General features: G+C 74.0%; 25 protein-coding genes. 4 read left to right on the top strand and 21 right to left on the bottom strand.

Annotation, left to right across the window (positions count from 1 at the left end; all coding sequences use genetic code 11):
- Nucleotides 1–19 precede the first annotated feature (19 nt).
- Nucleotides 20–745 (top strand): HEAT repeat domain-containing protein, encoded by a 726-nt coding sequence (locus BI06_RS04730; protein ID WP_043466076.1) that lies wholly within the window; start codon nucleotides 20–22, stop codon nucleotides 743–745.
- 487 nt (nucleotides 746–1,232) lie between these two features.
- On the opposite strand, the gene BI06_RS04735 is transcribed toward BI06_RS04730, so the two are convergent.
- From BI06_RS04735 to BI06_RS04740, 3 genes are all read right to left on the bottom strand, one after another.
- Nucleotides 1,233–1,610: a hypothetical protein gene (locus tag BI06_RS04735; protein WP_206743630.1), complete on the bottom strand. Its 378-nt coding sequence runs from the start codon at nucleotides 1,608–1,610 to the stop codon at nucleotides 1,233–1,235.
- A 362-nt stretch (nucleotides 1,611–1,972) separates the two neighbouring features.
- Complete coding sequence (locus BI06_RS54650; RefSeq protein WP_255360187.1) at nucleotides 1,973–2,107, bottom strand: hypothetical protein; 135 nt, start codon at nucleotides 2,105–2,107, stop codon at nucleotides 1,973–1,975.
- Between the two features lie 316 nt (nucleotides 2,108–2,423).
- The gene (locus BI06_RS04740; protein ID WP_043465330.1) at nucleotides 2,424–2,834 is read right to left on the bottom strand and encodes a helix-turn-helix domain-containing protein; all 411 of its coding nucleotides are present in this window, start codon (nucleotides 2,832–2,834) and stop codon (nucleotides 2,424–2,426) included.
- Between the two features lie 100 nt (nucleotides 2,835–2,934).
- On the opposite strand from BI06_RS04740, the gene BI06_RS04745 reads away from it, so the two are divergent.
- Nucleotides 2,935–3,792 carry an alpha/beta hydrolase gene (locus BI06_RS04745; RefSeq protein WP_043465333.1) on the top strand — a complete coding sequence of 286 codons (858 nt, stop codon included), beginning with the start codon at nucleotides 2,935–2,937 and terminating at the stop codon, nucleotides 3,790–3,792.
- A 140-nt stretch (nucleotides 3,793–3,932) separates the two neighbouring features.
- Here the strand turns inward: BI06_RS04745 and BI06_RS04750 are convergent, their stop codons facing one another.
- Nucleotides 3,933–4,343, bottom strand: coding sequence for a helix-turn-helix domain-containing protein (locus tag BI06_RS04750; protein ID WP_043465337.1), 411 nt, complete (start codon nucleotides 4,341–4,343; stop codon nucleotides 3,933–3,935).
- Between the two features lie 89 nt (nucleotides 4,344–4,432).
- On the opposite strand from BI06_RS04750, the gene BI06_RS04755 reads away from it, so the two are divergent.
- Complete coding sequence (locus BI06_RS04755) at nucleotides 4,433–5,185, top strand: SDR family NAD(P)-dependent oxidoreductase (RefSeq protein WP_043465340.1); 753 nt, start codon at nucleotides 4,433–4,435, stop codon at nucleotides 5,183–5,185.
- Between the two features lie 86 nt (nucleotides 5,186–5,271).
- Here the strand turns inward: BI06_RS04755 and BI06_RS04760 are convergent, their stop codons facing one another.
- The 5 genes from BI06_RS04760 to BI06_RS50330 form a co-directional block, all read right to left on the bottom strand.
- Nucleotides 5,272–6,219, bottom strand: a complete 948-nt coding sequence (locus BI06_RS04760; protein WP_043465343.1) for a hypothetical protein — start codon at nucleotides 6,217–6,219, stop codon at nucleotides 5,272–5,274.
- Complete coding sequence (locus tag BI06_RS04765) at nucleotides 6,216–6,581, bottom strand: PadR family transcriptional regulator (protein WP_030395328.1); 366 nt, start codon at nucleotides 6,579–6,581, stop codon at nucleotides 6,216–6,218. Before BI06_RS04765 ends, BI06_RS04760 begins: the two co-directional genes overlap by 4 nt.
- A gap of 214 nt (nucleotides 6,582–6,795) precedes the next feature.
- Nucleotides 6,796–7,536, bottom strand: a complete 741-nt coding sequence (locus BI06_RS04770; RefSeq protein WP_051740229.1) for an NUDIX domain-containing protein — start codon at nucleotides 7,534–7,536, stop codon at nucleotides 6,796–6,798.
- A 179-nt stretch (nucleotides 7,537–7,715) separates the two neighbouring features.
- Nucleotides 7,716–7,940, bottom strand: a complete 225-nt coding sequence (locus BI06_RS04775) for a hypothetical protein (protein ID WP_030395326.1) — start codon at nucleotides 7,938–7,940, stop codon at nucleotides 7,716–7,718.
- A gap of 109 nt (nucleotides 7,941–8,049) precedes the next feature.
- Complete coding sequence (locus BI06_RS50330) at nucleotides 8,050–8,478, bottom strand: hypothetical protein (protein ID WP_043465347.1); 429 nt, start codon at nucleotides 8,476–8,478, stop codon at nucleotides 8,050–8,052.
- A gap of 273 nt (nucleotides 8,479–8,751) precedes the next feature.
- On the opposite strand from BI06_RS50330, the gene BI06_RS04785 reads away from it, so the two are divergent.
- Nucleotides 8,752–11,073, top strand: a complete 2,322-nt coding sequence (locus BI06_RS04785; RefSeq protein ID WP_051740230.1) for a helix-turn-helix domain-containing protein — start codon at nucleotides 8,752–8,754, stop codon at nucleotides 11,071–11,073.
- A gap of 64 nt (nucleotides 11,074–11,137) precedes the next feature.
- Here BI06_RS04785 and BI06_RS04790 read toward each other — a convergent pair whose 3' ends face one another.
- From BI06_RS04790 to BI06_RS50335, 12 genes are all read right to left on the bottom strand, one after another.
- Nucleotides 11,138–12,136, bottom strand: coding sequence for a helix-turn-helix domain-containing protein (locus BI06_RS04790; RefSeq protein ID WP_051740231.1), 999 nt, complete (start codon nucleotides 12,134–12,136; stop codon nucleotides 11,138–11,140).
- 354 nt (nucleotides 12,137–12,490) lie between these two features.
- A complete protein-coding gene (locus tag BI06_RS04795) occupies nucleotides 12,491–13,471 on the bottom strand; it encodes an alpha/beta hydrolase (RefSeq protein WP_043465350.1) in 981 nt (326 codons plus the stop codon).
- 235 nt (nucleotides 13,472–13,706) lie between these two features.
- Nucleotides 13,707–14,672 (bottom strand): helix-turn-helix domain-containing protein, encoded by a 966-nt coding sequence (locus BI06_RS04800; RefSeq protein ID WP_030395318.1) that lies wholly within the window; start codon nucleotides 14,670–14,672, stop codon nucleotides 13,707–13,709.
- A 210-nt stretch (nucleotides 14,673–14,882) separates the two neighbouring features.
- The gene (locus BI06_RS55055) at nucleotides 14,883–17,609 is read right to left on the bottom strand and encodes a LuxR family transcriptional regulator (RefSeq protein WP_082558263.1); all 2,727 of its coding nucleotides are present in this window, start codon (nucleotides 17,607–17,609) and stop codon (nucleotides 14,883–14,885) included.
- Between the two features lie 313 nt (nucleotides 17,610–17,922).
- Nucleotides 17,923–18,744: an alpha/beta fold hydrolase gene (locus BI06_RS04810; RefSeq protein WP_030395316.1), complete on the bottom strand. Its 822-nt coding sequence runs from the start codon at nucleotides 18,742–18,744 to the stop codon at nucleotides 17,923–17,925.
- Between the two features lie 114 nt (nucleotides 18,745–18,858).
- Nucleotides 18,859–19,362: a DoxX family protein gene (locus BI06_RS04815; protein ID WP_030395315.1), complete on the bottom strand. Its 504-nt coding sequence runs from the start codon at nucleotides 19,360–19,362 to the stop codon at nucleotides 18,859–18,861.
- 20 nt (nucleotides 19,363–19,382) lie between these two features.
- A complete protein-coding gene (locus BI06_RS04820) occupies nucleotides 19,383–20,057 on the bottom strand; it encodes a hydrolase (RefSeq protein WP_043465353.1) in 675 nt (224 codons plus the stop codon).
- 125 nt (nucleotides 20,058–20,182) lie between these two features.
- Nucleotides 20,183–22,081 carry an amidohydrolase gene (locus tag BI06_RS04825; RefSeq protein WP_043465356.1) on the bottom strand — a complete coding sequence of 633 codons (1,899 nt, stop codon included), beginning with the start codon at nucleotides 22,079–22,081 and terminating at the stop codon, nucleotides 20,183–20,185.
- A 22-nt stretch (nucleotides 22,082–22,103) separates the two neighbouring features.
- Nucleotides 22,104–22,814: a GPR1/FUN34/YaaH family transporter gene (locus tag BI06_RS04830; RefSeq protein WP_043465359.1), complete on the bottom strand. Its 711-nt coding sequence runs from the start codon at nucleotides 22,812–22,814 to the stop codon at nucleotides 22,104–22,106.
- A 276-nt stretch (nucleotides 22,815–23,090) separates the two neighbouring features.
- Nucleotides 23,091–23,993 carry a ribosome-inactivating family protein gene (locus BI06_RS04835; RefSeq protein ID WP_030395311.1) on the bottom strand — a complete coding sequence of 301 codons (903 nt, stop codon included), beginning with the start codon at nucleotides 23,991–23,993 and terminating at the stop codon, nucleotides 23,091–23,093.
- A 204-nt stretch (nucleotides 23,994–24,197) separates the two neighbouring features.
- Nucleotides 24,198–24,533, bottom strand: a complete 336-nt coding sequence (locus BI06_RS04840; RefSeq protein WP_051740233.1) for a hypothetical protein — start codon at nucleotides 24,531–24,533, stop codon at nucleotides 24,198–24,200.
- Between the two features lie 29 nt (nucleotides 24,534–24,562).
- A complete protein-coding gene (locus BI06_RS50335; RefSeq protein ID WP_051740234.1) occupies nucleotides 24,563–26,272 on the bottom strand; it encodes a nickel/cobalt transporter in 1,710 nt (569 codons plus the stop codon).
- Between the last annotated feature and the right edge of the window lie 7 nt (nucleotides 26,273–26,279).

A 26,279-nucleotide genomic window follows, 5' to 3' on the forward strand; every position in this document is an offset into this window, starting at 1 on the left:
CGAGCCAGACTTCGTGGCCATGAACAGCACGATTGCTCAACGGGTCGGCGAACTCGACGCGGACTCCAGCGAAGTGGCGGAGGACGCCCAGTATGCGCTGATCGCCATGGGGCCCGACGTGCTGGCCGAGTTGACGGCGGCGACACCTCGCCTCGGGGTCTTCGGGCAGCTCTGCGCCATCGAGGTCTTCACCGCACTCAAGGACCCGCGACCGGGAAGCGTACTGATCGACCTGCTGGAGAGCGAGAACGCCACCGTCCGCCAATGGGCAGCCACTGCCCTGGCGGACCTGGGGATCAAACGCGCCGTGCCGGCGCTTCGCCGAGCCTACGAAGCCTTCCGGTGGCGAGGCGAGGCCCCCGACGACTCCGAAGGAACTGCACTCCGCTGGGCGCTGACGGACCTCGGCGCCCGCAAACCCGTCCTCCCCCCTCGGGCCGCCGCCCTCCGGGCCTCGCCGGACACCCTGGATCCGGCCTGGCCGACCGCTCACCTCGCCGAAGTCATCGAGGATCTCGCCGCTCACGATCAGGCGGTGCTCCATTTCCAGGTGTGGCGGATCAAGCAGGACAAGGGGATCTACAGAGACCACGGCCCAGCTGTCGATTGGGATGTCGACCGCCGCTCGCCCTGGGACCGGATCGTCGCCGACTGCCGGGACTGGGCACTTCTGGCAGCCGAGGCGACCGACAAGACTCCCGACTTGATAGCGACGATCTGCTGGATCGACGCCTCGGACCTGTGACGGCACCACCTCGCGGACCGGCATCACGGCAGCGCGCGGCCGTCGGAACGTCGCAGGGGCGCAACTGCAAGCCCACCAGGCTGTGCTGAGCGGCCGACCGACAGCGGCTCGGCTCACACACGACCGTGATCCTGTGGTGAGGGCAACGGCTCGGGACCTGGTTGCTGCGATCGACAGTCACTCGAGCGAGCCCTGCTGCCCCGTTTTCAAGGGACGTCTCCGGTGCCCCGGCGGCGGTCCTGTGCGGCCGAGGAAGCTGGGAAAGGCCCGAGAGTGGTCAGTTGACGGCCTCCGCCGAGCGGCGGAGGCCGCCCGGACGTGCACCCAGGCACGCTCGGCTGGTTCGTCGAAGGGAGCAGGACAGGTTTCGGACACACCACCACGTCTGTCGCGAGGTACCGGCCGACGCTTCGAGGGCCGGAACCCGCACGGCCGGCGCGGCTTGGACGGAGCACGGCCGACGAGGCTCCGGAGGCCCGGGCCACCGTCACAGGACCCACAGGACAAGGACCGGCCAGCCCACCACCGGCAGAATTCCAACAGTCCAGCCGAGCCCGAGCAGCCCCCACCCCGCATCGACGCCCGGACGCGCCACCCACCACGCGACCAACAGCACCGGAACGGTCGGCGCTGCCAGGAACACCCCGTCGTACAGCCAGACCACCGAGCCGACCGCGATGAGAGCGACACTCGCAACGCACACCGTGCGGAACGCGTCCCGCTCCCGGCATGCCAGCGCCGACCCCATCAGGAGAACGACGAGGGCCAACGGCCCCGGGAAGAGGACCGCCGCCGGCAAACAGCCCAGGACGGCCAGTGAAACCAGGTACTTGGCCCGTGACGGTGCTCGGTCGATCGACATCACGGTGTCCCCCACAATAGATTTGAACGCGTTCAAAGATACCGCGAACATCGGCGCCTGCCCACACCGCCCGCCGAGTTGCGTTCGCCCCCGTGGCGAAAGCCGTCGGCCCCAGGCGGGGTCGCGCCGGGTTCAGGACGGTTCTGCTTCAAGCGAGTTGAGGCAGCCTTCGACGACGCCGTACTGACCGGCGGTCTCACCTCCTGCGGCGACGCTGCGGACAGGGGCCGCATCGACCCTCGTCGGTCCCCTCCGCGATGCAGCAGGCAGAACGGGCAGCACCTGGCCCCGAGGCGCCTCACCCACAACGCCCTGACGGGGCAGGTCGCCCCGGCTCCTGGTGGCGGCTCAGCCCGATCCGCGGCTCACCGCCGACCGACGCCTCGGCCGTCGAGATGGTCGACCAGCGCGGCCTCCTTCCGGCGCAGCAGGTCACGGTCGACGGCGGGCAGCGATGCCAGGGCGTCGACCAGGACCTTCCTGCGAGGAATGTGGACCATGCTGCCCGAGTAGATCCGACATCCCGAGCACCAGACCAGACCGACGCAACGTTCGAAGCTGCGGGACTCGGGCGGATGGAGGCGGTACTCGTAGGAGCGAACGGGCTCGTGGCACACGATGCAGAGCCGACGGACGCCGTCGAGAACCGACCAGCCATCCCATCGCTTGCGCCAGGACTTCCGGCCGGTGGGTGCTCTTCATGTCGTCATGGCGATCATTCTGCCCCGGGACAACCGCACCCGACAGGAGCAGGAGGACCTCGGCTGCCGGGATCGAGGACCCGAGCCGGCCGTTCCGAACACGGAACCGGCCTGCCTACCCCTCGTCGACCTCCTGGTCGGCGGCTTCGTTGGCGCGGTCGATCTCGGCCATGTGCTCCTCGGCCCAGGTACGCAGCCCTGCGAGCGCGGTCTCCAGGGACAGCCCGAGGCCGGTGAGCCGGTAGAAGACCCGCGGCGGCACGGTCGGTTCGACCCGGCGCGACACCAGACCGTCGCGGGTCAGGCTTCGCAGCGTCACGGACAGCATCTTCTGCGAGACGCCGGGCATCCGGCGTCTCAGCTCCGCGAAGCGCACCTCGTCCGGTGCGGCATCGGCGAGCGTCCTGACGGCCATGGACGTCCACTTCGTGCCGATGCGATCGAGCAACTGCCTTGTCGGGCACTGGGGATCGAAAAGATCGCCGCGTACCCCGCGATCGGCGGCCCGGGGTCCTCGGGTGGTCACCTGCGGCTCACCACCTTCCCTGAAAGTGCCGTCTAGGAAGCGGCCGGACGGTTACCTATCGTTCTGTGGTCACCAATGGTAATCAGCAGCAGGAGCCACCGTGCCCGTCAGCACCACACCCCGACTGCACCGCATCGCGACGAACGGCATCCGACTCAACGTCGCGATCGCCGGGGACGGACCCGCCGTTCTGCTGCTGCACGGCTTCCCGCACACCTGGCAGGTCTGGAGCAGCATCATCGGTCCACTGGCCGGACGGCACCGGGTCATCGCCCCGGACCTGCGGGGCCTCGGCGCCAGTGAGCGTGCCGTCGACGGCTACGACGCGGGCACCCTGGCCGCCGACGCCGAGGGGCTGCTCGACGCGCTCGGCGAGTCCTCGGCAGCGGTGGTCGGCATCGACGCGGGCACCGCGCCCGCCGTCCTGCTGGCGCTGCGCCGACCCGGCCTCGTACGGCGCCTGGTCGTGATGGAGGCACTGCTCGGCCGCCTGCCGGGAGCCGAACACGTCGTCGCGGGCGGCACCCCGTGGTGGTTCGGCTTCCACAGCGTTCCCGACCTCGCCGAGACCGTCCTGGCCGGCAACGAGGCGCCGTACATCGACTGGTTCCTCGACTCGGGGACGCTCGGGCGCGGAGTACCCGACGACATCCGCGCGGCCTTCGTCCACGCCTACACCGGGAGCGAGGCCCTGCGCTGCGCGTTCTCCCACTACCGGGCCCTGCCCACCAGCGCGCAGCAGCTCAAGGACGCCGTCGCGACGGCCCGGCTGACCATGCCCACCATGGCCGTCGGCTCCCACCCCGTCGGCAACGGGCTCGAACGCCAACTCCGCCCCATCGCCGACGACCTGGTCGGACACCGGCTCCAGGACTGCGGCCACATCATCCCGCTCGACCGCCCCGACGCACTGCTCGCGCTCCTGGCCCCTTTCCTGTCCGCCGACCTGCCGAAGTGATCGGAGCGGGGCCGAAGGAGCACGGTCGGCGGTTCGGGCGTCCGTCCCGGCGGTGAGTTTCCCTGGACCGCCGGATCCGGCCGTGCGGGCCGGGGTTCGGCAACTCTCACGAAGACCGACCGGCCCGTAGGAGCGGCCCGTTACTCGCCCGGTGGCGCCTGCTGGCGGTCGTAGTGCTCCTGCGCGGCGAGGAGTTCCTCTCCATGTCGGCCGAACCACTGGATGAGTTCGGTCAGCGGGCCGGCCAGGCTGACGCCGAGTTCGGTCAGGCTGTAGGTGACCTGGGGCGGGTTGGTGGGCGTGACGTCGCGGTGGACGAGGCCGGCCCGGGCCAGGGCCTTGAGGTTCTGCGACAGCATCTTCTGGCTGATGCCGCCGACTCGTTGGTGCAGCTGCGCGAAGCGGTGCGGGCCGGCGATGAGGGCCGAGACGATCAGGGTCGCCCAGCGGCTGGTCGTCCGGTCCATGATCGGTCTGAGTGCGCACTTCTGGTCGAAGGTGTCGTGGGCCAGGAGCCGGGCGGCCGTCGCGGCCTGCTGGGTTTCGATCACGGTACGAGCTTACAAAAAAGTACGTACTTCCCAGTAGTAATCAGCTTTCCTACGGTGACTTCGCAGGTACCGACGTTGGAGGAGTCACTGTGAGCACGAGCAGCAAGGCACGTACGGCGATCGTCACGGGCGCGTCGAAGGGCATCGGGGCGGGGATCGCCAAGGCGCTGGCCGGGGCGGGCGCGGCCGTCGTGGTGAACTACCGGGAGGACGAGGAGGGGGCCGAGCGGGTCGTCGCGGGAATCACTGCGGAGGGCGGCCGGGCGTTGGCGGTCCGGGCGGACGTGGCCAGCGGTGACGACGTGCGCCGTCTGTTCGACCGTGCGCGCGAGGAGTTCGGACCGGTCGACGTGCTCGTGAACAACGCGGGGGTGGCCACCTTCGCGCCGCTGTCGGGCATCACCGAGGAGGAGTTCCAGCGCCAGATGAGCACGAACCTGCTGGGGACGATCCTCACCACGCAGGCCCTGGCGGCTCAGGACGACATCGGCTCCGCGTCGGTCGTCAACGTCTCCACGGCGGGCACGCTCACCCACCCGGTGTACGCCTCGCTGTATGTCGCGTCCAAGAGCGCTGTCAACGCGTTCACCGTCGTCGCGGCCAAGGAGCTGGGCCCGCGCGGCATCCGGGTCAACGCGATCATGCCCGGACCGTCGGACACCGAGGGCACCAGGGCGATGGGATTCCCCGGCTCGGCGCAGGAGGCGCAGGCCGTCGCCGGCACCCCGCTGGGCCGTACGGGCACCCCGGCCGACTACGGCCCCTTGGTGGCGTTCCTGGCTTCCGACGACGCGCGCTGGATCACCGGGGACGTCATCCTCGCTTCCGGCGGGATGCGCTGACACCCCCTCCGTCCGGCCGCGGTCCGACCAATGGTGCTGGTCACAGCCCTGAAGGAGGGCTGTGACCAGCACTTCGGACAGCAGATCTAGGCCAACGGGCGGCCGGACTCCCCCGGTCGGTCCGGCCGGGTCCGACGGCGCGCGAGGCCGACGGCGGTGGTGGCGGCCAGGAGGGCGACCACCAGTCCGACGTTGCGGAGCAGACCGAGCGCTTCGGTCGGGGTGCCGCGGTGGAGGGGCGGGACGATCGTGAGTGCCCAGGGCAGGACGGCGAGTGCGATGCCGCTGGTGTGCAGGGAGTCGGTGTCCGGCCCGGTGGGGCGCAGGAGGTGTGCGAGACCCAGGACGAGGGCCGACCAGACCGGGGAGAAGTCGAGCAGTGCCTGCTGAAGGGGTGGGAAGACGAGGTGGGCGTAGTCCTCGGGCCGGGTGTCGAGCCACAGGAGGGTGAGGCCGCTCAGCGGCAGCGCGACGGCGGCGGCGGAGCCGACCGCCCAGGAGCGGGACCGCCGGGAGAGGTCGACGGCGTCGGGCGGTGCGATCAGCACCAGGACGGCCGTGACGGCCCAGAGACCGGGCTCGGGATGCGGGGTGAACGCGGCCACCGCAACGGCCACCAGGAGCAGGGCCCGGGCCGGGGTCCAGCGGCCGAGGGCGAGACACAGCAGGGCGAGAACCCAGGGAGCGCTCTGCGCGGCGGCCACCGCCCAGTGCGCGTCGGGACCGGCGACAAGGGCGCCGAACAGCAGGTGGAGCAGGCTCAGGGCGGCGCCGCCGGCCAGCAGGAACGGCGCGGCACCGGCGAGGATCCTGCCGGTCGGATCGCTGGAGCTGAGGCGGGTGCGCAGCCGCACGGCGTGTGCGGCGAGGGCGGCCCATTCGCGCAGGGCGGTGCGGGGGTCGGCGTGCTGGACGGCGTCGGCGAGGACGGCGCTGATCTCCTCGCCGTGCGCGGCGCGGTACTCGGCCGGGTAGAGGCTGTCGAGGGGAAGGCGTCGCAGCAGGGCGGGCAGAGAGGTGTGCCGGTCGGTCATGCCGTCCCCCAGTTCGTGCGCAGCGTGGGCCGGGGGCGCGGGGCGCCGAGGGCGAGCCGGCGTTCGGCCTCCGCCACGCCGGCGCGCAGCCGTTGTGTCTCCTCGGTCAGTGTGAGGCGGCCCTGTTCGGTCAGCTCGAAGTTGCGGCGCAGCCGGCCGGCCACGACCTCCTCGTGGGCGATCCGGATCAGGCCCTGTTGGAGCAGGCGGTCCAGGGCCGTGTAGAGGGTACCGGTGAGCATCCTGGTGCGGCCTTCGGTGATCGCCAGGACTTCCTGGAGGATCGCGTAGCCGTGCCGGGGCTCGTCGGCCAGTGCGGTGAGTACGAGCCGTGCCGGCTCCTGCAGTTGACGGTCTGCCATACGGGAACCATAGATCATTGATTTAGATATGTCGATGGATTAGCTATGCTCGGGCGGACGGTGCCCGGTGCGCGTCCCGATGTGTGTCCCGGCGTGGGTCCCGGTGTGCGGCGGAGGACCGCACACCGGGACGGGGTCACCCGCCGATCACATGGGCGGCGATCACCCTCGGGGTCGGTGCCTCGGCCAGCTCGGCGATCCGGACCGAGACGCTTCATTCCGTCCGGTGATCGGCTCGCTCGAACTCGGCGCGGTGGCCGCCCGACGAGTCCCGTTCGGCCTCGACGAGGTAGTCCGACAGGAACGTGGCCGCGTCCGGCGTCGTCGCGCGCAGTGCGACCATGCCGGCCACGATCGCCTCGCACAGCCTGACCTGAAGCTCCCCCGCACGTCCGGGATCCGCCTCGACGGCCGCCAGCGCACTTGCCTGGGCACCGACTTCCGCCAGCAGGCGGAGCCGGTTCTCCACCGCGGACTCGCCGGAGGCGGCGCAGCGGGCGGCCAGTCGCGCGTGGATGCGGTCGATCTGCGCCCACACCCGGGGCTTCCCGACCCGGAGGTGGCCCTCCAACTGCCGGACGTAGTCCTTGAGATCCGGCGGGACCTTCATGCCCTGCACCTCGGGGATCGGCACCAGGCGCAGTTCCTGGCCTTCGCCGAGCACGAGCCGGGCGGGGTCGACGTCGACGATCGCGTGGAAGTAGCGGATGGCGCCGGTGTCCCCCTCCGCGCGGACGGGGTCGAAGGGCAGCAGGGCTTCGACGTCCAGACCGGTCTCCTCGCGGAGTTCCCTGCGGGCGGTCTCGTACGGGGTCTCCCCGGTCTCAGCGTGGCCGCCGGGCACGACCCAGTGGGCCGGCCAGCGGATGTCCGGCAGGTCGTCCCTCAGCTGGAGCAGGATCTCGCCCCCGGGAGTGGTGATCATCGCGTCCGCGCTGGTGAAGTCGGCACTCATCGCTCAGGGAGTCCTCTCCGTCAGGGGGGTTCCTCGGCCCGCCTCGGCCGGCCGCGCGCGGCCGGTCCTCACGGTCGATACCCCGCGAACGGCTGCCGAGACCTGCGAACAGGCTGCCGCGCCGGCACGGCGGGGTCGGTCGGGCCGAGGGAGCCCGGCCCGACCGACCCCGGGGGTGTTCAGGTGGACAGGCCGGGGAGCAGGGGCGCGGCTGGGGGTAGGGCCCCGGGCTGGGCGGCGGGCTCGACGGCGGGTCCGGCGGCCGGTTCCTGGAGCGGGTGCGGGGCCGGCTGCGGTTCGGCGGGGTGGGCGGTGGTGGCCGGGTCGGACGGAGCGGACTCGGTGGTCCGGGTGGCCTCGGCGCGCACCATGGCGCCGATGGCGGAGAAGACGTCGAAGGGCATGGTGGATCTCCTGCGGTACGGCATGGACAAGGGGTCGCAGGAAGCCGGGCCGGGCCTTGCACGGCCGGGGTGGGTGGTGCGTGGGCCCGAGGTTGCCCGGCGGGACCTCTCAGCAGCGCAGGACGACACCTCGTGCGCCGGTGGCCCCGGCCCCGGTCGGCCCGGAGTACGGGGGCCAGGGTGCGGCCGGTCCGGCGGGACCCTGCACGGCGTACGCCTCGGTGGGCGGCAGCGGTGGCTGACCGCAGCCCGTCACGCAGGCCGGGCCCGCGCGGTGGGCGCAGGCATGGAGCGGGACGGTTCCGTGGCTTCGGCGACGCTCGGCGGGTTCGGGGCACTCGTCGGTGCCCGGCGCGGCCACCGGCAGCGGTTCCGCTCCCCCGGCGGGGGTCTCCTGGGCGGTGACGCAGTGCGCGCCGGCCGCCCACGGCCGGGCCTCGGCGGCGTCCGCCCCGCCCAGCAGGACCAGCGCCGCGCCCAGCAGCGCCGTCACGGCGCACCGCAGCACGGACTGCCAGTGCCGGGGCGCACACCGCATACGACGAACCTTCCCGAGGAGTGGGCCCCAGTCAACCGCTCCGGCCGGTCCCGGAGCACGTCCGGCTCACCCGCCGGTGACGGGGATTCACCCGTCCGGGCGGATCACGGCTCTGCGCGGGCGCGGGTTCGTCGACCGCTGGGTCGTCGGCCGCTGGGTCGACGACCGTGGCGATTTCGGCCGTGTTCCCGTCGCCGTCGGGCCGGAGGACCAGGTCTTCGCAGGTCAGGGCCACTCTCGGGTATGATGGCCCCTCACCAATCGGGGGGTCGAATGAGCCAGCCCGAGCCGTCGGCTCTGGGACCGCTGCTGCGCGCGCACCGCCACGACGCCGGGTTGACCCTGGAGGAGCTGGCGGAGGAGTCGGGCGTGAGCGCCCGCGCCATCGGCGACATGGAGCGCGGCCACAGCCGCGGTCCCCAGGCCCGCACCGTCCAGGCCCTCGCCGTCGCCCTGGGGCTCACCCGGGCCGCCGCCGAGGAGCTGGTGGGCGCCGCCCGCGCGGGCCGGCGGCGCCAGCAGGCCGTCGCCGCACCCGGCCTCTGCGACCTGCCGCCCGCGGTACCCGACTTCACCGGCCGCGAGACCGAGACCGCCTGGCTCGGGCGGAGCATCACCGGCCGGACGGGCCCACCGGTCTCGATCGTCTCCGGCGCGCCCGGTCTGGGCAAGACCGCCCTGGTGGTGCACGCCGGGGCGCAGCTGGGCGGCCGGTTCGCGGACGGCTGCTTCTTCGTCGACCTGCGCGGTCTGGATGCCGAACCCGTCGTGCCGCACGACGCCCTGGCGCGCCTGCTGCGGGCTCTGGGCGTCCGCGAACGCGACCTGCCGGCCGAGACCGACGAGCGCCGGGTGCTCTACCGGCGCCTGATGCGGGAACGGGAGGCCCTCGTCGTCCTCGACAACGCCGCCCACGAGGAGCAGGTCCGCGCCCTGTTGCCCGGCCCGGGGTCGAGCAGGCTCTGGGTGACCAGCCGCCGCACGCTCGCCGGGATCGAGCACGCGCGGCGGCTCGTCCTGGCGCCGCTGCCCGTCGGCGCCGCCACCGCGCTCCTCGGCGCGATCCTCGCGCAACGCGAGGAAGAGGAGGAGGCGGCAGCCGGTACGGACGGCTCCGACCCGGCGGTGCTCACGCGGATCGCCGAGCTGTGCGGACACCTGCCGCTGGCACTGCGCATCGCGGGCAACCGGCTGCTGAGCCGGCCCGCGTGGAGCGCGCGCGGCTTCGCCGAGCGACTCGGGGACGAGGATCTGCGCCTCCAGCGCCTGACCGCGGGGGACCTGCGCATCCGCTCGGCGTTCCGGCTCTCCTACGAACAGCTCGCCGAGCCGGTGCGGCGCCTCTTCCGCCGGCTGGCGCTCGTCCCGGGGCCGGACTTCGGCCCGGGGGCGGGCGCCGCCCTCACCGGCCAGGGCCCGGACCTGGTCGAGGAGATGCTCGACGAGCTCCTCGACCTGGGCCTGCTCGGCCACACCGCCACCGACCGGTTGCTGTTCCACGACCTACTGCGGCTCTACGCCCGCGAGCGGTTCCAGGAGGAGGAGAGCTCCCAGGAGCGCGCCGCCGCCGAGGCCGCGCTGCACCGCTGGCTGCTCGACACGGCGGCGGCCGCCGGCCAGTGGTTCCAGCCCGGCCCCTCGCCGTCCGGCGCGGCGGCGTCCGACCCGGCAACGACCGACGGGGCGACGTCGGCCGGCGGGTTCGGCTCGGCGCGGGCCGCGCAGGCCTGGCTGGAGGCCGAGAGCGCCAACTGGCTGGCCGCGCTGCGCTCCGCGGCCGCGGCCGGCCGCCATGCCGAGGTGGTGCGGACGGCCGAGTCCATGCACTGGTTCTCCGACCGCTGGACCCACTGGGGCCACTGGCCCACCGTCTTCGGGCTGTCCCGGACGGCGGCCCACGCGCTGGGCGACGACGTCCTGGCGGCGACCCACGCCAACTACCTGGCCTGGGCGGTGCACTACTGCTCGCACCAACCCCGCGAGTCGTCGGCGATCGCCGAGCAGGCGGCCGAGCTCGCCCGCCGGGCCGGGGATGTCACCCAGGAGGCGTGGGCGCACTTCTACGCGGCGGCCGCCGCCGTCCGGCTGGGCGAGCCGGACGAAGCGGTCCGCCGGGCCCGGCGGGCGGCGGAGCTGTTCGCGACGGCGGGCGACCGCGAGGGGCACCCGCAGGCGCTGCTGGCCCTGGCCTCCGCCCAGGCCCGCACGGGCAGCCACGGGGACGCGGTGGCCACCACCGACGCCATCCTCGACCTGCTCGCCGACCCGGCCACCGCGCCCGCCGCGCACATCGGCGACTTCACCCGGACGAACGCGCTCGCCCAGAAGGGGCGGGCGCTGCTGGCGCTCGGCCGGCCGCGGGAAGCCGAACACACCTACGCCGACGCACGCCGGACGGGCGCCCGGGTCGGGGTGCCGCTGCTCCAGGCCATCGCCGGGCTCGGCCAGGCGCGGGCCCTGGCGGAGCTCGGGGAACCGGAGCGCGCCGTCGGGGCCGCGCGGGAGGCCCGGGCGTTCGCCGAGACCGCCGGGGACCCGGCCCGGCTGGCCGAGGTGACCGCCCTGCTGGACGCGCTGGCGGGCGCCGGGGACTGATCCGACCGACTCGGCCCGAACAGCACCTTCCGGGCGGTCCCGCAGCACCGCGGCCGGCGCCGGGTCAGGCCACCGTCCCGGGCCGGGTCGCACCGATCGGCCCGACCGGGCCCGGCACGGCGGGCCAGGTGTCCGGCTCCCGGGCGCCCGCCTGCCATTCGCTCGGAGTGACTCCGTAGGCGGCCCGGAACACCCGGCTGAAGTGGCTGGTGCTCACGAACCCCCAGCGCTTGGCGACACCCGCCACCGTGGCCGGCCGGGCAGACGGCCGGGCCAGCTCGCGCCGGCACATCTCCAGGCGCCGACGCTGGATCCAGCGGCCCACGGTGACACCCTCGTACTGGTAGAGCTTGTGGAGGTAGCGCACCGAGAAGTGATGGGCGGCCGCGATCCCCTCCGGGGTGAGAGCGGGGTCGCCGAGCCGCCGCAGGATGTACTCCTTCGTCCTGGCGATCGTGGCGCGCACCTCCTCGGGCACCGGTCGGGCCGCCCGCCGCCGGTGTTCGTGGGCGAGGACGGTGAGCAGGTCCTGGGCCGTGGTGACGAGCCGGGCGGTCAGCTGCGGGTCCAGCGAGACCACCGGCCGGGCCAGCCGCCCCAGATAGGCGGCCACCAGCGCGGCCGTCCCGGTGTCCGTCCCGAAGGCCCTCCCGGACAGCTCCAGCAGATCGTCCTCGGTCAGCCCGGCGGCGGCCTCCCGGGGCCAGTGGAAGGCCGTGCCGGAGAAGTCCTCCGACACCTCCAGGACCACCGGGCGACCGGCCCGGGCGACCGCGAACGCGCCCGGCCGCAGCGACAGCCGGCTGCCGTCGAGGAGCATGGCGGCCGTGCCCCGGTGGGGCAGCACCAGGGTGACGTGTTCCTCCCGGCCGCACAGCACGACGTTGCGGCCGAGCGCGGCCGGCCGTGGTCCGGCCACGATCGTGGAGATCTGCAGCGGGCCGAGCCGGTGGCCGGCGACGCTCGCGACATGGGGGACGGCCCGGGGTGAGGTCGGCTGCCGCGCGGCCGACGGGGCGGGCGCCGCGCCGGGCGACGGTGGGGCGAGGGTGAGGACAGGCATCGGTGCTCCTGCGGTGGCCGCCGGGTGGTGCCCGGGAGGGCCGCGTTCTGACATGGGGTGAGGGTCGGGCGCGGGGCAGCACCGGCCGGGTGCCCGGGCCGTCGCCCCGGCCTGCCGGCGAGCCGCTCAGGCCCGCCCACTCATCCCACCGTGCCGGGCTGCGCGTGACCAGGAAGAACAACAGGAGGAACTTCGGGAGGAACCCCGGGAGGAACTGCGCCTCCCCCGCCGTTGCGGGCGCGGCGGCCCTACGGTCGTGGGGCGCGGAGGTCGGGCCGTACGGCACACCCGGGAGAACACGCGTGCCCGTCGCCCGCCGGGTGGCCGAGGCCGGCGGGCGCGCGGCCGCGCCCGCTACCAGGGGTGGCGGTGCAGGGCGAGGTGCAGGGTGTCCACGGCCTGGACGAGGGCGGCGCGGGCCGAGGCCGTGCGGCAGTGGGAGTCGAGCAGCACGAAGCCGTGCACGACACCCTGGTAGCGGGTGGACACGACCGGTACTCCGGCCCACCGCAGCCGGGCCGCGTAGGCCTCGCCCTCGTCCCGCAGGACGTCCGCCTCCGCGGTGATCACCAAGGCCGGTGGCAGGCCGGTGAGTTCGTCCGGGCGGGCGCGCAGCGGCGCGGCGGCGGGCTGCGTGCGGTCGGCCGGGTCGGGCAGGTAGGCGTCCCAGTAGCGGCGCATGTCCGCCCGGTGCAGGAAGTAGCCCTCGGCGAAGTCACGGTAGGACGGGGTGTCGAAGTCCGCGTCGGTGACCGGGCAGAGCAGTACCTGGTGGAGCAGCCGGGCTCCGCCGCGCCGGCGCAGGAGCAGGGTCAGGGCCGCGACCAGGTTGGCGCCCGCCGAGTCCCCGGCCGCGGCGATGCGGCTCCCGTCGAGCCCGATCTCGTGCCCGTGCTCGGCGATCCAGCACGCCACGGCGTAGCACTGCTCGACGGCGACCGGGAACCTGGCGGCGGGCGGCCGTCCGTAGTCGACGAAGACCACGGCGGCGTCTGCGCCCACGGCGAACTCGCGCAGCAGGTGGCGGTAGCTGTCGGCGTCGCCCAGCACCCAGCCGAGGCCGTGCAGAAAGAGGACGACCGGGGTCGGCCGGGCAGCGTCGACCGGCCGGATCACCTGGATCCGGACGTGACCGGCCGGAGTCGGCAGCGCCAGCCAGCCGGCGACCGTGTCCTGGTGAGCGTCCGACGGGTGCGGTCCGGCCAGGAAGGAGAGATCCAGGGGCGCGGTCTCCCCGCTCGCCGCGTCCGAGCGGCGGGCGCGGGTGGCGAGGAACTCCCTGAGGCCGCCGTCCAGGACCGGGCCCCGGCTGTCGGAGGTGGTGCTGTCGGACACGGGTGCGCTCCTGGCGTAGGGGCCGGTCGGGCCGGAATCCGCTCGTCTCCCGCGGCGGGCGGTGACCGCGGCGCCGCCGGGCGCGGCCACGGGCCGGGGGTACCGTGACCGTGCCCGGGGGCCGGAGCGCCTGGGCGCTCCTCGCCACGCTAGGCAGCGGCCGCCGCGGAACAGTGCCGAGAGGGAACCGGAATCGGCCCCACCGCGCACGGCCGTCCCGGCTCGCTCGGCGCCGTCAGGCCTCGTCGGCGCGCCGTGCCCGCCACTCGCGCGGGGACGTGCCGTACGCGGCCCGGAAGGCCCGGCTGAAGTGCGCGGGGTTGACGAACCCCCAGCGCTGGGCGACCGCCGAGACCGTCGGCGCGGTGCGGCCCCGCCGGCCGAGCTCCCGGGCGCACTCCTCCAGCCGGCGGCGCTGGATCAGCCGGCCCACCGTCACCCCCTCGCCCTCGAAGAGCCGGTGCAGGTACCGCACCGAGATGCGGTGGGCGTCGGCGATGCTCTGCGGGGTCAGCCCGGGGTCGCCGAGACGGCGGTCGACATGGGCACGGACCGCCCGGACGAGGTGGGCGTTCGCGTCGTCCGGGGCGGCGGTCGGCCTGCCGGCCAGTTCGGCGACGAGGGTGACGACGAGATCGGCGACGCTGCCGGCCAGCAGGTCGCCGACGGCCGGCGGGTAGCTGGGCGCGGCGTCGGCGAGGGTGTCGAGGAACGGGAGCAGCACGGCCCCGAGGCTCTCCTGCGAGGTGACGGCGTACCCGGTCACCCGACGGATCTCGGCCTCCGGGACACCGAGCAGCCGGTGCGGCAGGTGGAACACGTGGGAGCGGAAGCGCTGCGGGTAGTCCACGGAGTAGGGCCGCGCGAGGTCGTACAGCACGAGGTCGCCGGCCGCCATCTCGGCCCTGCGGCCGTCCTGGGTCAGCACGGCACGACCGGACACCTGGACACCCACCGCCACCTGGGCCTCCGCCTCGGGTGCGCGCGCGATCAGGCCCGGTGTCCGGGAGAGCCGCGTCGCGTCCGCCTCCAGGGTGGAGACCCGCAGGCAGCCCAGCCGGTGCGAGTCCAGCCGGCCGTCGAACGGGCCGTCGGCGAGCGGCACCACCTCCACCGGCGCCAGGGCGGACGACACCGCCCGACCCCAGTGCACCGCCTTCTCCGCGTCCGGCACCGCAGCTGTCGTGACCCGCAGGTTCACCGGGCAGCCCCTTTCTCTCGACATGCGCGGCCGAAGCCCCGCACGACCAGCCTGCTCCGGGGAGTGCGGGGTCGCCTAGGTCATCTGACTGTCGCTCCGCCGGGTGCGGGCGGCCGTGCGCCGTGAGGCACGACGGAGTGCACCAGGAGCACAGTGGGCGGCGCCGTGCCGGAGGCGGCAGCGGGCGGGCACGCGTCCGGCCCCTCGGCGTCAGTGGCCCTCCAGGGCACGGGAGAGTGCCGCCCGCGAGGCGATGCCGAGCTTGGGGAAGACCTTGTACAGGTGCGCCGCGACGGTGCGGTGCGAGAGCCCGAGCCGGTGGCCGATCTCCTTGTTGCTCAGGCCCGACGCGGCGAGCCGGGCGATGCGCAGTTCCTGGCCGGTCAGCGCCTCGGTCGCCCGGTGCGGCTCCGGGGCGAGCGGTCCGCCGGCGGCGCGCAGCTCCTCCTCGCAGCGCAGGGCCCACGGCTCCGCCTGCAGCTGCCGGAAGGCCCGGTGCGCCGCGCGGAGCACCTCGCGTGCCTCGACCCGGTGCCGGCGGCGCAGCCACGAGCCGTGGGCCAGCCGCAGCCGGGCGAGCTCGAAGACCCACTGCTCGGCGCCCGGTGTCCGGTACGCGGCGCGGTAGTCGTCGTCGGCCGTGTCGTCCTCGGCCGTCAGGGCGGCCGCCGCGGCGAACAGGAAGGCGTGGTGGCCGGAGATCTCCCAGGGCTGCTCGGCCGCCCCCGCGGCGACGAGGGCGCGGACCTCGCCGCGCCGACCGGTGTGCGCGGCGGCCTCGGCCAGGTCGAAGGCCAGCTGGTGGAACCAGGGCAGGCCGCCGGGCAGTCGCCCGGCCGGGGTCAGCCCGGTGAAGTGTGTGTACGCCTCCTCGTAGCGCCCGTGCGCCAGAGCGGCCAGGCCCTCCAGATGGGTCAGCCGGTCCAGCACGGACCTCATCCCGGCGCGGGCCGCCACCGGCCGGATCAGCCCCGCCGCGGCCGCCAGCCCCGCCTCGTCGCCGCGGCCGGCGAGGAAGTGCGCGTGGTAGTGCCGGAACAGCAGCGCGTTGCAGTGGTAGCCGAGTTCCTCCGCCGCCTCGGCCTCGCGCAGGCAGACGGCCGCGCGGTCCCAGCGGCCGCGCAGGAAGTCCTGGTAGCACTTGGCCTTCGCGACCGAGCCCTGGGTGGCGTAGCCGTGCAGGCCGGTGAAGCGCCGCCACAGGTCCCCGTCGGCCACGTCGACCGCCGAGGCGGTCCAGAGCAGCAGCCAGGCCGCGCCCGCCTCCTGTGCCTCGCTCATCCGGTCGACCACCGCGCCCAGCTCCCGGGCCACCCCGCGGGCGGTTCGGGCCGGGTCGAGCCAGGCCCGGTGGCAGAGCCGGCCGGGCTCGGAGACGTGAGCACGGTGGCGGTCCAGTGCCTGCCAGGCCCTCGGGTCACCGGTGTGGGTCGCGGTGAGCAGCAGTTTGAAGAAGACCTGCTCGGCCAGCCCGTCGAAGGGCTCGGCGCCGGGGGCGGTCAGCGCGTCCAGGGCCGCGGGCAGCAGCGCGGCCGCCGACTCGAAGTCGATCCGGTGGCTCTGGTCGACGTAGACCACCGCGTAGGCGAACAGCGGGGCGATGTCCGGCGGCACCGGCCGGCTCTTCAGCTCCTCCACCAGGGCCGCGGTGTAGCGCAGTTGCCCGCCGCGGGCCGCCATCACGGCCGCCCAGGTGAGCCGCCGGGCGCGCTCGTCCGCGTCGGCGCTGAGTGCGGCGGCGCGGTCGAGCAGCAGTGCCCCTTCGGCATCGCCGCCCCGGCGGGCCAGCCGGCTGCCGGCCTCCTGGAGGCGGCGGGCCAGGTCCTCGTCCGGGAACAGCGCCGCCGACGCCTCGTGGACCAGTCGCTGCGGGTCCTCCGGCGCCAGGCAGACGGCGAGCGCGCGGTGGGCCTCGCGCCGGGCGGCCGGCGAGGCCGCCGAGATCACCGCCGTACGCACCAGCGGGTGACGGAAGACCAGCCGCCCGGCCGCGTCCAGCCGGGCCAGGCCACTGGCCTCGACCTGCTCCAGGGCCTCCCGCGCGTCCGCTCCGGCGACGGCCCGCAGCCAGACCCCGCCCGAGGAGTCCGGCCCGGCGGCCAGGGCCGCCAGCAGCAGCAGTCGCCCGGCCGCCGGGGTCACCGCGGCGAGCCGCCCGGCGAACATCCGCTCCAACCGGCGTCCCAGCGGCAGGCGGTCCGGCAGCGGGACCACGCCCCGCTGCTGCTCCGCGGCCAGCTGGCGCGGCAGCTCGACCAGCGCCAGCGGGTTGCCGGCCGCCTCCCGCAGGACCCGCCGGGCGGCGGTCTCCGCCAGCTGCGGGTGGTTCCGGCGCAGCAGCAGGGCGGCGTCCGGCTCGGAGAGCGCCCGTACCTCGATGGGCTCGGCCGACCACGACTGGGCCACCGGGCCACCGGGCCGGCTCGCGCCGACGATCACCAGCGGCAGTTCGGCGCAGCGCCGGCGCACGAACGCGAACACCGTGGCGCTGGAGGAGTCGATCCAGTGCAGGTCGTCCAGCAGCAGCAGGAGCGGCCCGCCCTGCGACAGCTCGGCCAGCAGGGCCAGCGCGGCGGCGCCGACGGCGAACCCGCTCGGCGCCGCGCCGGCCTGGATGCCCAGGGCGCTTTCGAGTGCCTCCCGCTGATGGGCCGAGAGCGTGCGGGAGTCGCTCAGCGGGGCCCAGAGTGCCTGGTGCAGCGCCCCGAACGCGAAGTCGGTCTCCGCCTCGGCGCCGACCGCCCGCAGGACGGTGAACCCGCGCTCACGCGCCTCGCGGGCCGTCCGCTCCAGCAGTGTGCTCTTGCCGACGCCGGGTTCGCCCCGCACCAGCACGGCCGAACCGCCCGCGCCGTCGGCCGCCCTGGCGAGTGCCGCGTCCAGCAGGTCAGTCTCCCGCCGTCGACCGATCAGGTGCGGGTCGCACCTCTCCCACACCGTCGCTCCCCCGGGGCCGGCGGCCGCCCGGAGGGGGTCCGCAGATCGTTCTGCCCACGCTGGCGCGCGGCAGCCGGCAGACCGGGTCGCCCGACGGCGACCCGTCGCCGGGCAGGGTCAAGGCTAACCGCCCGTCAGCCGTGCGCGTGCCCGGGCCGGAGACGCCCACGGGCCCCTCGGCTGCGCGTCGGCGCAGGTGAGGGGCCCGTGGGGCGGGCGGTGCCGGAGTGGTGCGTGGACGATGCACCGATGGAACCGTCCGGCCGGATCGTCCGGACTCGGGTCGCGAGCGGCAGGTCGCGACCCGAGCGGGTCAGGCGCCGACGAACTCCAGCAGGTCCTTGGTGAACGCGGCCTCGTAGGCGCCGACCAGGCCGTGCGGGGCACCCGGGTAGACCTTGAGCACGCCCTGGGAGAGCAGCTTCACGGCCTTCTCGGCGGAAGCGGCGATCGGGACGATCTGGTCGTCGTCACCGTGGGCGACCAGGACCGGGATGTCGATCTTCTGGAGGTCCTCGGTGAAGTCGGTCTCCGAGAACGCCTCGATGCAGTCGAGGGCCCCCTTGAGGCCGGCCTGCATGCCCTGGAGCCAGAACTCGCGGCGCTTGCCCTCGGAAACCTCGGCGCCGGGCCGGTCGAAACCGAAGAAGGCCTCGCTGAGGTCGTAGTAGAACTGCGACCGGTCGGCGGCGACGCCGGCCCGGATGTCGTCGAAGGCCTCGATCGGGGTGCCCTCCGGGTTCGCCCCGGTCCGCAGCATCAGCGGCGGCACGGCGCCCAGCAGCACGGCCTTGCGCACCCGGTCGCTGCCGTGGCGGCCGAGGTAGCGGGCCACCTCGCCGCCACCGGTGGAGTGGCCGACCAGGACGGCGTCCGTGAGGTCGAGCTGCTCCAGCAGCTCGGCCAGGTCGTCCGCGTACTGGTCCATGTGGTTGCCGTCCCAGGTCTGCTCGGAGCGGCCGTGCCCGCGCCGGTCGTGGGCGACGACCCGGTAGCCGGCCTCGGCGACGGCGACGGCGAGGCTGTCCCACGCGTCGGCGTTCAGCGGCCAACCGTGCGAGAGGACGACCGGACGACCGGTGCCCCAGTCCTTGAAGAACTTCTGCGAACCGTCGGAGAGCGTGATGTAGGGCATGGTGTGCCTTTCGGTGTCGGTGGTACGGCCGGGCCCGGTGGGCCGGGCCGGAGTAGGTGGTCCCGCCGCGTGCGGTGGGCGGGCCGTTGGAGGTGGGAGGAGACGGAGCCGGTCTCAGCGGCTGGGGGCCACCGGCTCGGGGCGGTGCAGCAGGACGCGGACGGCGAGTCCGCTGCCGACGCCGCCGAGCAGGGTGACCGCCACCCACCAAGCGGCCCAGGGCGCCAGGCCCAGGGCCTGGTCGACGGAGTAGCGGCCGGGCCCGGTGAGCGCGAGTACGGTGGCGACGACGATCAGCACGAGCGGGTACTCGTAGCCGTCCTTCTGCACCCAGAGGCCGTGCGGCCACTTCACGGTCAGGGCGACCGTCATCACCCCGGCCGCGCCGGCCGCCGCGAGCGGGGTCAGCGCACCGGCCGCCAGCAGCAGGCCCGAGCCGATCTGGCCTGCCCCGGCCGCGAGGGCGGTGAGGGTCCCCCCGCGGAAGCCGTCGTGCCGGAACTCCTCCGTGCCGCCGGCCAGGCCGCTGCCGTCGAGCCGGAAGCTGACCTTCTGGATGCCGTGGCCGGCGATCAGCAGCCCGGTGACCAGGCGGAGAACGAGCAGACCGGTGTCCATGGTCACGTTCCTTCTCCCGCTCAGCCCGCGGCGTGCGGGGAGATCATGGACTGCGCGTAGACCACGCCCGTCCCGTACGCGCCGCCGTGCTCCTTGACCACGTCCAGGGTGTCCGCATAGGTCTCGGTGCGGGCCCAGTCGCGCTGGAGCTCCAGCAGTACCTGGAGCCAGGTGACCGTCACCGCGCCGGCGGCGGTCATGCGCTGGAGGGCGTGCTCGTGCGCGGCCGGAGTGACACCGGCGGAGGCGTCGGCGACCACGTACACCTGGTACCCCTGGGCTAGCGCGGACAGCGCCGGCAGAACCAGGCAGACCTCGGTCCAGAGGCCGGAGAGCACGATCTTGCGACGGCCGGTGGCCTTGACGGCCTCGACCAGCGCGGCGTCCTCCCAGGCGTTCATCGAGGTGCGGTCCACGATCTCGTGCTTCGGGAAGACGGCGCGCAGTTGCGGGAGTATCGGACCGGAGAAGGACTCGGCCGCGACGGTGGAGAGCACCACCGGCACGTCGAAGACCCGGGCAGCCTTGGCCAGACCGACGGTAGCGTTGATGACCCCGGCCCGGTCCGCGCTCGCGGCGCCGAAGAACATCTGCGGCTGGTGGTCGACGAACAGCATCAGCGCGTTGTCGGGCGAGATGAGGTCCGGGCTGGGCCGGGCGGAGACGTCGGCGAGGTCGAAGGCGAGGTCGGTCACGGTCAACTCCTTGGGAGAGGACGATCGGGTTCGGTCTGTCGGTCAGGTCGGTCGGTCAGGTTCGGTCTGGCGAACTGGCGCTCAGGTTCGGTCTGTCGGTCGAGCGGTGTCGGACGGACGGCGGGTCAGCCCCCGTAGCAGGGGTCGACGAACCCGGCCGGGCCGGCGGGTTCGAGCCCGCGGGCGAGCCGCCACCGGTACTGCTCGTCGGAGCCGGCCGCCACCTCGGCCACGCGGTCGGCCTGCCGGGCGCCGGAGGCCGACGGCGGCAGGGAGGCCTGGTAGCCGCCGAAGCGGGCGACCGGGCTCCAGGCGGGGCTGATCGGCGGCGCCTCCTCGTCCAGGCCCTCGTACTCGGCCACCGCGTGGACGAGCCGGCCGCCCACCACGGTGAGTACGGCCTCGATGTGCGGGATGTCCTCCGCCGGGACGGTGAAGTAGTCGTGGGAGAGCACCGCGAAGTCCGCGAGGAACCCTTCCTTCAGCAGCCCCTTCACCTCCTCCTCGCCGGTGATCCGGGCGCCGCCGCGGGTGTACAGCTCCAGCGCGCCCTCCCGGGAGAGCAGCCGCTGCGGCGGGTAGAGCGCCCGACCGCCGACGGTCCGCCCGGTCACCAGCCAGTGCAGGGCCACCCAGGGGTTGTAGGAGGAGACCCGGGTGGCGTCCGTACCCGCCGCGACCGGCAGGCCGAGCGCCAGCATCTCGGTCACCGGAGGGGTCCGGGCGGCGGCCTCGGCACCGTAGCGGTCGACGAACGCCGACCCCTGGAAGGACATCCGGTTCTGCACGCTGATCGCACCGCCGAGAGCGGCGATCCGCTCCAGACTGTGCGGGGAAACGGTCTCGGCGTGGTCGAAGAGCCAGCGGTTGCCGGCCGGGAAGAGCCCGTCCGCGGCGAGCTTCTCGAAGACCGCGAGGTCGCGCCGGATCGTCTCGTCGTACGTCGCGTGCAACCGGAAGCCCCAGCCGTGCTCCATCAGCAGCCGCACGGCCTGCTCGAACCGGCCCTCGTAGCCGGCCTCCAGCTCGGGACGGGGCTCGCTGAAGTTCTCGAAGTCGGCGGCGGCCCAGGTGAGGTTCTCCCCCGCGCCGTTCAGCCGCAGCCACTCGTCGCCCTCATCGGGGCGGACCGTCGCGACCCAGCGGCGCAGGTCGTCGAGCTCCTGTCCGGCCGTCTGCGGGAACAGGTGATAGGCGATGCGCAGCGTGAGCCGTCCTTCGCGGGCGAGCTCGACGACGGTGGCGTAGTTGTCGGGGAAGTTCTGGAAGCCGCCGGCGGCGTCCACCGCCGAGGTGAGGCCGAAGCGGTTCAGCTCGCGCAGGAAGTGCACGGTGGAGGTCTTGCGGTCCGCCTCGTCCAGCGCGGGCGCCTTCGCCAGGGTCGAGTACAGCACGAGCGCGCCGGGCGCGGCCAGCAGGACGCCGTTGGGTTCGCCGTCCCGGCCCCGGACGATCTGGCCGCCACGCGGATCAGGGGTGTCGCGGGTGAATCCGGCCGCGCGCACGGCGGCCCGGTTCAGGACCGCCGACTGGTAGAGGTGCAGGACGAAGACCGGGGTGTCCGGCGCGACGGCGTTGAGCTCCGCCGGGGTGGGCAGCCGGCGTTCGGCGAACTGCTCGGCCGTCCACCCGCCGACCACCCGGATCCACTGGCCCTTCGGGGTACGGGCGGCCTGCTCGCGGAGCATCGCGAGGCCCTGGCGCAGCGAGCGCACACCGTCCCAGCGCAGTTCCAGCACGTAGTTCAACCCGCCGCGGATGACGTGCAGATGGGAGTCGTTGAGCCCGGGCACGACCCGCCGGCCCAGAGCGTCGACCACCCGGGTGTCCGGTCCGATGTGGGCCGCGACGGCGTGCTCGTCCCCGAGGGCGAGGACGCGGCCGTCGCGGACGGCGAGCGCGGAGGCCTCGGGCCGGGCCCGGTCGCCGGTGTGGATCTTGGCGTTGCGCAGGACGAGGTCGGCGGGGTGCTGGGGCGGACCGGCAGCGGGCACAGTGCCGCCGACGGGCATGGAGTCAGCCATGATCGTCGCTTTCAGGAGGAGTTCAGAGGGTTCGGCGGACGCCGGCCTGGCGTTCGAGGTCGCGCAGCTGGACCGTCAGACCGCCCTCCACCGCGTGGTGGGCGGGACCGCTGCGGCCGATCGGCAGGACCTCCTCGCCCCTCATGTCCTCCAGCATCAGCGCGAACGCCGTGTAGAGGGCCACGGCCGCGAGCAGCAGCCCGAGCGCGCCGGAGAGGGTGCCCAGCGGGGCGAGGCCGGTCAGGTTGGACAGCGCGGCCACCGCGAACCTGGGCACCGCGGTGCACAGCACCAGCCAGAGCGCCCGCTTGCGGCCAGCGACCGCCGCCATCATCAGGGCGAACAGCGCGAAGGTGGCGTTCAGCACGCCCAGGACGCGGGTCCCGCCGACCGGATCCACCACCAGGACGAGCGAACTCGCCAGCCAGAGACCGAAGAAGCAGGCCATCAGGGTGGCCGCCAGGACGTCCCGGGCACCGAGGGCGAACACCGCCACCACCAGTTGCAGGACGAACGCGGGCAGGATCGCCAGGCCCACCGCCCGCCGGGCGCCGTCCTCGAAGACGCCGAGCTGGAAGCAGCCGACCATCACCGAGGCGATCCCGACCGTGTAGAACCCGAGCGGCATCGGCGACGCGATCGGCCGCAGGTTGATCCGGGTCATGCCGCGCAGATCGGGCTCGAAGCGCCGGCCGTCCGGCGCTCCGGCCGGGGAACTCTCACTGGTCGTCATGGTCCCTGTTCCGATGGGGTGGAGGAGAGGTGCGGTCCGGGTCGTGCCGGTCCCGGCCGCCGGGGCGCGGCGGGACCGGCGCCGCGGTCTGCCGCGGTCTGCCGGAGTGGCTGCGGACAGGGCCGACGGTAGCCAGTCGGCCGGGTCCCGAGTGCTCCCTGGCTGCACCGGGCTTGCCCACGGGTGCACCGGTGCGGCGGAGCACGGCGGTACGGCGTGGTCACCTGGCTCCCCCGGGCCGGCCTCGGCCCAGGGGGAGGCCGTGGAATCCCCCGATCAGCGGGGCACCTTGGCGTGGAGCTCCATGTAGCCGACGTAGGCGAGGAAGGCCGCCAGCGTCTGGAACGTCCGGCCGCTGATGCTGAACGTCGGCGTCTGGCCGCTCAGCCGCCGGTACACGAACGTCGAGGCGTCGTCCCAGTGCTGCTGGAGGTCGACGTTCTCCGGGCCCATGGCGTTCGAGGTGTAGTTGCGGATGTTGCCCCGGACGTTGTCGAAGATGCGACCGAAACGGGCGGCCTCGGAGGTCGCCTGGATGATCGTCACCATCTCGCGGGCGAAGCCGTTCGAGTCGCGCTGGAGGCGGGTGGCCGCGGTCGCGATGCTGGTGAGGGCGTTGGTGAGGTTGGCGTAGCCGATGGCCCGCCCGGCCCGCTCGCCCGTGCCGCCGCCGGGCAGCCGCGAGTAGTTGCCGTCCCAAGGCAGACGCTGGAAGTTGACGCTGTGGGTGACCTGCTGGAACTCGGTGGGCCAGACGTCCGGGAAACCGTAGTGGGTGCCCGGGTGGTTGTCGTACGCCGGCTGGTAGAAGCCGGCGAAGTAGAGGTTGTCCGCCCACCAGTAGAGCGATCCGCGGTACTGCCCGTGCGTGAGGATGCGGGCTTCGACCAGGCGGGTCGGCAGCAGCGTCGTCTCGTCGAGCTGGGAGGCGACCTCGGGGTGGTTGGGGATGTCGTGGCCGCTGATCCGGTGGAGCTGGTCGATGGCGTACCAGTAGTTCGAGTGCGCGGCCTCGCCGCCCCATTCGAGGTCGCCGATGTCCCAGTCGAACTTGGTGATCGAACCGCTGGGATCGGCGTGCGCGGCCGGCGCCGACGCCGCCTGCGACAGGCCGAGCGCCAGACCGAGCGCGAGGAGGAGGGCGACGAGCCGCCGGCCCACTGCGGTGTGGATGTGCACGAGTTGACTCCTGTGAGAGCTGATCGGGAACACGACCAACCCTTCCAGCGGAGAGGACGCCGACTTCGCCCCCAGCGCACATCCCCCGTCCCCACGGCGCACAACGGCCGGACGCACGGGCGCAGAACGCCCCGTACCCCGACCGGAAGATCCGGTCGGGGTACGGGTGGCAAGGCGGCGGAAGCCCGGGTGGCGTGTCAGGTCCTACTTCGGCGGGGGTGACACACGGCTCGTGTCGCCGCCGAGTTCGGCGTACAGCTCGGTCCAGCGGCGGTCGGTGTCGGTCGGCGGACGGCCGTCGCAGTACGTTCTGGTCCCGTTGGCCGTGTAGAAGCGCATCATCTCCAGCACCGCCCGGGGGTCGGAGTTCTCCCGTTCCGTGTACTTGGTGCCGGGGTCCTGGCTCTGGTGCTGGATGCAGGACGGGGACGGCGTGCCGGGCTGTGCGTCGAAGCTCCCGTTCGGCTCGGCTCCGCACGCCGTCAGCGGCGCAGCGGCGAGGAGGATCAGGCACAGCAGGTGCGCGCGGCGGGTGGTCACGGTGGTCGGCCTCCGGTGGGGACGGGTGTTCACAGGGTCGAGGGGAAGCTGCGGACGACCAGCCCCACCCCCACGGTCAGGATGAGCAGGGCGGTCAGCAGGGCGCTGTACGGGGCGATCCGGCGCAGCCGACCCACGAGGGGGCCGTCCGCCACGCCCGCGAGCCGGTCGCCGAGGCAGACCAGGAGCAGGCCGACGGCGGTGAGGGTGGCGGCCATGCCCAGGCCGTAGGCGAGCACCAGGGCCGCGCCGAAGAGGGTCCGGCCGAGGGCGACGGCGCCCAGCAGGACCACGAGGGCGGACGGGCTGGGGACCAGGCCGCCGGCGATGCCCAGGCCGATGAGGGTGCGGCGGCCGGGTGCCGCGGGGTCGTGGTGGTGATGGTGGCCGCCGCCGAACAAGCCGTGTCGGTGGCCGTGGCCGTGGCCGTGCGACTGGTCGTGGTCGTGATCGTGCGAGTGGTCGTGGTCGTGGCCGTGATCGTGGTCGTGGTCGTGGTCGTGCGGGTGACTGTGCCCGTGGTCGTGCGAATGGGCGGCGTGTGCATGGGTGTGCGCAGCGTGTGCGTGCGGGTGCGGGTGCGGGTGCTCATGATGCGCGTGGTGCTCGGTCGGTGCGGGTGACGCGGACACGTGCGCGAGTTCCCTTCGGGGTTCGATGTCCGCGTCCTCGTGGGAGTGCCGGTGGTGCTCGTGCACCCGGGCGCTGCTGCGCGATCGCCGGAGCGCGTCGCGCAGCAGACCGGCGCCGACGGCGGCGACCAGGGCGCCGCTGAGTACACCCAGCCAGCCGAGCAGCACATCGCCGGCCAGCGAGGAGAACGCGGTCAGGCACAGGCCGATGACGAGGACGCCGGCGGTGTGGGTGGCCGTGACTGTCGCGCCGACGGTGACGGCGTCGCGGGTGCTGCCCCGGCGGCCCGCGAGGTAGGCGGCCATCACGGTCTTGCCGTGTCCGGGCAGCAGCGCGTGCCCCGCGCCCAGGACGATCGACAGCAGGACGGCGAGCAGACCGAGGGGGACGGTGAGGCGTTGGGCGGCGCCGAGTTCGGTGAGGCGGGCGTCGAGACTGCTGAGCCAGGCCGTGGGCCCGGAGCCCTCCGCCGTCACGGCTGCCCCCTGGGCGGGTGACGAACTGCCGCCGGGGAGCGCACGGAACTGGGCGTGGGTGACGCCGCTGGGGCTGTCGAGCAGGTCGCGGGGGTAGTCCCGCAGTTCCTTGGAGACCGAACTGCTCGGGACGTCGGCGTCCTGGACCGTCACCCCGTCGCCCCGGACGGTGATCTCGTTCCATCCGACCCGGCCCGGGTCGCTGCCGCCGGCGACGCGCACGGTGGTTCCGTCGGCCGGGAGGCGCAGTTCGGCGCGCAGCAGGCACTCCAGGCGGCTGGTGCGCAGCCCTGCGGAGCCCTCCTCGTACTGGAACCGCGCGGAGTCCGTTCGCCAGGTGAGCGCCGCGGTCGCCCGGTCGGTCGTCACCCGGAGGTCCCGTGCGCTCCGGTCGCACTGCTCGGACGCCCAGGCGGTGCGCTCGGCGTCGTCGACGGTGCCGTCGCCGTTGCGGTCGACCTTCGGTTGCTCCTGGAGGGTGGGAATCTCGGCGGCGTCGGTGACGGCGAGGACCTCGATGTCGTCGGCATGGACGGTGAGGCCGAGGTAGTGGTTGAGGGAGAAGTTCCCCAGTGGGTGGGCGCCGGCGGCGGGCGCCGCAAGGGTGAGCAGGCAGAGGGCACCTGACACCGCCGCA

Origin of the sequence: Kitasatospora sp. MBT66 (assembly GCF_000710405.2) — a bacterium.
Taxonomy (GTDB): Bacteria; Actinomycetota; Actinomycetes; order Streptomycetales; family Streptomycetaceae; genus Kitasatospora; species Kitasatospora purpeofusca.

Bases quoted from the DNA above. Each gene is read 5' to 3' on its own strand.
- BI06_RS04730 (WP_043466076.1), top strand. From the start codon at position 20: ATGAACAGCACGATTGCTCAACGGGTCGGCGAACTCGACGCGGACTCC.
- BI06_RS54650 (WP_255360187.1), bottom strand. From the start codon at position 2,107: ATGGTCCACATTCCTCGCAGGAAGGTCCTGGTCGACGCCCTGGCATCG.
- BI06_RS04760 (WP_043465343.1), bottom strand. From the start codon at position 6,219: ATGACCGACCGGCACACCTCTCTGCCCGCCCTGCTGCGACGCCTTCCC.
- BI06_RS04765 (WP_030395328.1), bottom strand. From the start codon at position 6,581: ATGGCAGACCGTCAACTGCAGGAGCCGGCACGGCTCGTACTCACCGCA.
- BI06_RS04770 (WP_051740229.1), bottom strand. From the start codon at position 7,536: ATGAGTGCCGACTTCACCAGCGCGGACGCGATGATCACCACTCCCGGG.
- BI06_RS04775 (WP_030395326.1), bottom strand. From the start codon at position 7,940: ATGCCCTTCGACGTCTTCTCCGCCATCGGCGCCATGGTGCGCGCCGAG.
- BI06_RS50330 (WP_043465347.1), bottom strand. From the start codon at position 8,478: ATGCGGTGTGCGCCCCGGCACTGGCAGTCCGTGCTGCGGTGCGCCGTG.
- BI06_RS04785 (WP_051740230.1), top strand. From the start codon at position 8,752: ATGAGCCAGCCCGAGCCGTCGGCTCTGGGACCGCTGCTGCGCGCGCAC.
- BI06_RS04790 (WP_051740231.1), bottom strand. From the start codon at position 12,136: ATGCCTGTCCTCACCCTCGCCCCACCGTCGCCCGGCGCGGCGCCCGCC.
- BI06_RS04810 (WP_030395316.1), bottom strand. From the start codon at position 18,744: ATGCCCTACATCACGCTCTCCGACGGTTCGCAGAAGTTCTTCAAGGAC.
- BI06_RS04815 (WP_030395315.1), bottom strand. From the start codon at position 19,362: ATGGACACCGGTCTGCTCGTTCTCCGCCTGGTCACCGGGCTGCTGATC.
- BI06_RS04825 (WP_043465356.1), bottom strand. From the start codon at position 22,081: ATGGCTGACTCCATGCCCGTCGGCGGCACTGTGCCCGCTGCCGGTCCG.
- BI06_RS04830 (WP_043465359.1), bottom strand. From the start codon at position 22,814: ATGACGACCAGTGAGAGTTCCCCGGCCGGAGCGCCGGACGGCCGGCGC.